A 4,641-nucleotide genomic window follows, 5' to 3' on the forward strand; every position below is an offset into this window, starting at 1 on the left:
ACCACATACACCGACGACCCCCCAACCGGACCACCGATCGGTATCCGGGCGGTGCGGGCGTCCTCGATGACGACGCTGGTCGTCGTCCCGGTGTTCTCGGTCGGGCCGTAGCAGTGGTTCAGTGCCACATGGCGGGTCGCGGGGTCGTTCAGCATCGTCGCGAAGGTGCTCGGCATGGCGACGTCGCCGCCGACCACGATCTGCCGCAGGCCCGCCAGCGCCAGGTGGTCGTGCTCGACGAACTGGTTGAACAGGGCGGTGGTGATGACCATGGAGGTGACCGCGTGTTCGCGCAGCAGCGCCGCGATCTCGGGGATGTCCAGCTGCCCGGCCCTCGGCAGCACGAGCCGCCCGCCCTGCAGCAGGCTGGTCCACAGCTCGATGGCGGAGATGTCGAAGCTGAGCGGCGCGAGCTGGAGGAACGTCTCGTCGCGGCCGTGGGCCAGGAAGTCGGGCCGGTAGGCCAGCCGCAGGATGTTGCGGTGGGTGATGCCGACGCACTTCGGGGCGCCGGTCGACCCCGAGGTGAAGCTGACGTAGGCGAGCGAGTCCGGGTGCGCGGCCGACGCGGGCGCCCCGGCGGGCTGCGCCGCGAGCAGCGCCTGCACCCCGGGATCGTCCAGCACCACGACCGTACAGCCCTGCGCAGCCCCGCCGAGGGCGGCCAGCGACCCGGCCGTGGCCACGATCACCTCCGTCCCGCTGCCCTCGGCATAGGCGGCGGCGCGTTCGGCCGGTCCCGCCGGGTCCAGGAAGAGATACGCGCCGCCGGCCTTCAGGGCGCCGAGCAGGGCGACCACCATCTGTGCGGATCGCGGGACCGCGATGCCGACGACGGAGTCGGTGGTGACGCCGTGGCCGCGCAGCAGCCGGGCCAGCCGGTCGGTGAGTGCGTCGAGTTCGCCGTAGGTGAGGGTGCCGCCGGCCCCGGTCAGTGCGACGGTGTCCGGACGCCGGGTCGCCGCCTCGGTGAAGAGTTCTGCGATGGTCCGGTCCGTGCGGTCCCAGTGCACCGATCCGGTCCAGGCGGCGATCCGGTCGGCTTCGGCGGCCGAGTCCAGCCGCAGTGCGGCGGGCGCGGTGGCGGGGTCGGCGACGGCGTGTTCGACGGCCTGCCGGAAGTGGTCCAGCAGGAGGCTCACCGTCGCCGGTTCGAACAGCCCGGCCTCGCCGATCAGTTCGAACTCGATCACGGGGCCGCGGCCGACGCCGACGAGCATCAGCTCGTTCTTCACCGAGCCGGCCTCGGCGGCGACCGCCGGCTCGGCCGCGATCTGCGCCAGCGACCAGCCGCCCTGCCGGGTGTCCGCCCAGTCCGCGACCGCCTGGCACAGTGGTATCCGTGCGCCGCTGCGGGGCACGCCCAGCTCGGAGACGATCCGTTCCAGGGTGATGTCCTGGTGGTCCAGGGTGCCGCTGAAGGCCCGTGCCGTGTGCCGTACGGCCTCCTCGACACCGGCGGCCGCGCCGAGCCGGACCGGGATCGGTACCAGGTTGGCGAACAGGCCGACCAGTCCCTCGGTCTCGGTGCGCCGGCGGCCGGAGACCGCGGCGCCGATCACCAGGTCCGGTTGGCCGGAGTGCCGGCTCAGGACCACGGCGAACAGCGCGAGCATCGCGGTGAACGGGGTGGCACCCGCGGCGGCGGCGAACTCGCGGAACCGCAGGCTCTGTTCGGCGGACATCGTCCACCGCGCGCGATGGCCCTTCGGCGAGCGCGCCGAGGTCCGCGGCCGGTCGGTCGGCAGCTCCAGCACGTGCGGGATGCCGGCGAGCGCCTCGCGCCAGTACCCGAGGTCGCGCTCGCCGGGTTCGGCGTCGAGGCGGGCCGCCTGCCACTCGGCGTAGTCGCCGTACTGGACGGGGAGCTCGGGGAGTGCGGCCGGGAATCCGGTCATCCGGGCCGTGTAGCAGGCGTCGAGTTCCCGGTGCAGCACGCCGAGGGACCACTCGTCACCGATCAGGTGGTGCACGGCCAGCAGGAGCAGGTGCTCGTCCGCCGCGGTGCGGGCCAGCCGGACCCGCCACAGCGGCCCGCCGCAGACGTCGAACGGCCGGGCGCCTTCGCGGGTCAGTGCCCGCACCGCCTGCTCGCAGGCGTCCGCGCCCTCGGCGCTCAGGTCGACGGTCTCGAAATCGACGGCCGCCGCGGCCTGCGGGGCGACCGACTGGCGGGGCGGGTCCTCGCCGGTGAAGGTGGTCCGCAGGGTCTCGTGCCGCCGCGCGAGGTCCGTGAAGGCCTGCCGCAGGGCCTCGCGGTCCAGCGGGCCGCGCAGCCAGGTCAGTTCGGTCATGGTGTAGAGGCCGTCGTCGGCGGCCAGGTGCCCGGCCGTCCAGACGCCCCGCTGGATCGGCGAGAGCGCGGCGTCCGCACCCGGCCGGCGCGGGATCGCGCGCCGGGCCAGTCTGGCGGCGAGGTCGATCGTCCTGCCGCCGACCCGCAGCTGCGGGGTGGCGAGGTTGTCGGTAGCGGTCATGGGTCAGCCCCTGTCCCAGGTCATCAGCGGGCCCTGGACGCGCATCACCAGGTCGACCCGTAGTTCGGCGAGCAGATCTTCGAGCAGTGGTGTGGCGCCGTCGCCGTTGGCGAGGATCACCAGGCCGTGGCCGGACACCGGGTCCACGGCGTAGACGCTGCGGAATCCCGGGCCGTCGCCGGGGTGTCCGATCCACCGCCGGCCGGCGACGGTCTTCACGGATGTGCCGAGGCCGTAGCCGGACCGCAGCCCGTCGAGCATCTGCTCGGCGTCCGAGCGGGCGAGCAGCGTCCCCCGGTCCCGGGTCAGCGCGCGGTGGAGTTCGACGCCGACCCTGGCCAGGTCCGCGGCGGACATCCACACCAGGTCCTCCGCCTCCGTGCGGGCCGTCCGCCGGCCGCGGCCGTAGCCGCGCCCGGTCGCGGTGTGCCCCACGGCGACGGACTCCCCCGCGGCGGTCGGGAACTCCGGCAGGAACACCGTGTCGTCCAGGCCCAGCGGATCGAGGACGAGGGACTGCAGGGCCTTCGGGAAGGTGAGCCCGGTGACGTCGGCGATGACCCGCTCGACGAGGGTGTAGTTGGCGAGGCCGTACTCGTACCGGGAGCCCGGCGGCCGGCAGACGGCGACGACCGGCCCCCGGGCGCTCTCGTCCGGGTCCAGGCCCGCACTGTGGCACAGCAGATCGCGGACCGTCACCGGCCGCGCCGCATCCAGCGTCTGCACCCGCTGCCCGAGCAGCAGCTCGTTCACCGGGGTGCCGAGCGTGAGCGCACCGTCGCGGGCGAGCCGCAGCACGGCGATGGCGGCCAGGTGCTTGGCCACCGATCCGACCTGGAAGACCGTGTGCTCGGTCACCGGGACCGATCCGCCGGCCGCGGTCACGCCGTGGCCCCACGCCGTGATCCGGCCGTCCGTGATGGTGGCGACGCTCAGCCCGGGCACCCGGTAGCGCACCATCGGTCCGATCAGCAGCGGCGTCTTCGGGTGGATGCGGCGCAGCCACTCCTCGGGCTCGGCCTGGTCGGCGTCCCACAGCGAGATCTGGGTGATGAAGCGCCGCAGGCCGTGCAGGTGGTTCTCGGCGACGCAGAGCACCGTGTCGCGGTCGAAGGCGTCGGTGGCGTACAGCCAGGTCACCTGGAGCCTGCCGTCGATGATTCCGGCCATCACCTCCAGGGGGTAGGAGGCGGCGAAGTCCTCCGGCGCCTCGGAGCCGAGCGTGCGGGGCAGGTCCGTGAACGGGAGGCCGCCGTCGCCGGGTGCGTCGCCCGCCTCGCCGATGTAGTTGAAGCCGATCTCCGCGCCGGAGGCGACCGCCGCGGCGAGCTCGGGTCCGGCCAGGTGGCGGGCCACGCCGTACCCCATGCCGCGGTTGGGCATCGCCTGGCTCTGGTCGCGTACCTGCGCCACGTAGGAGCCGAGGCTGTCACCGGCCGTGAGGTGGAAGGACATCGGGTGGACGGCCGTGAACCAGCCGACGGTCCGGGCGACGTCCTGGTCGCGGGCGAACGCCTCGCGGCCGTGGATCTCGACGTCGACGGCCACCGCACCGTCGCCCACCCAGCCGTGCAGCGCCGGGACGGCCGCGGCGAGCAGCAGTTCGGCGGCGGTGATCCGGCCCGTGGTGCGCCGGGTCGCCGCGCGGAACGCGTCGGTCCCGGCGGGGTCCAGCTCGACCGTCACCCGGCCGGTCCCGGCCGGGGCCGCTCCGGGTGCCGTGTCGCGGGGCAGCGGTGTGCTCCGGCCGCGGGCCTGGGTCCAGTACTCCGCGTCCTTCTGGAACGCCGGGCCGGCCGCATACCGGTGCAGGTGCTCGGCCCACTCCTTGAACGAGGTGGTCTTGTCCGGCAGTTCGGCGCTCTCGCCGCGGACGGCGCCGGTGTACGCGGCCGCGAGGTCGGCGACGAGGAAGCTCCAGGAGACGATGTCGACCGCCATGTGGTGGACGACGATGAGCAGTTCGTCCGGCGCGGTGCCGCCGTGGTCGAACAGGACCGCGCGCAGGATCGGCCCGTTCACCAGGTCGAGGCCCGCCTGGGCCCGTGTCCCGGCGGCCTCGGCCAGCTCCGCGCGGTCCGCCTGCGGCCATGCCGAGGCGTCGACGATCTCGAGGAGGTCGGCGTCGTCGGCCGGGGCGAGGTACTGGTGCCACCGGCCGTCG

The 4,641-nt window shown here is 74.2% G+C and carries 2 protein-coding genes; both read right to left on the reverse strand.

What is annotated here, in order from left to right:
* Nucleotides 1-2,477: condensation domain-containing protein (locus AA75_RS08975; protein ID WP_033819309.1), on the reverse strand; the 2,477-nt coding region annotated here is incomplete at its 3' end.
* Between the two features lie 3 nt (nucleotides 2,478-2,480).
* A partial coding sequence (locus AA75_RS08980) for a condensation domain-containing protein (RefSeq protein ID WP_033819310.1) occupies nucleotides 2,481-4,641 on the reverse strand: 2,161 nt, incomplete at its 5' end.

The sequence above is a fragment of the Kitasatospora sp. MBT63 genome (assembly GCF_000710465.2).
Taxonomy (GTDB): Bacteria; Actinomycetota; Actinomycetes; order Streptomycetales; family Streptomycetaceae; genus Kitasatospora.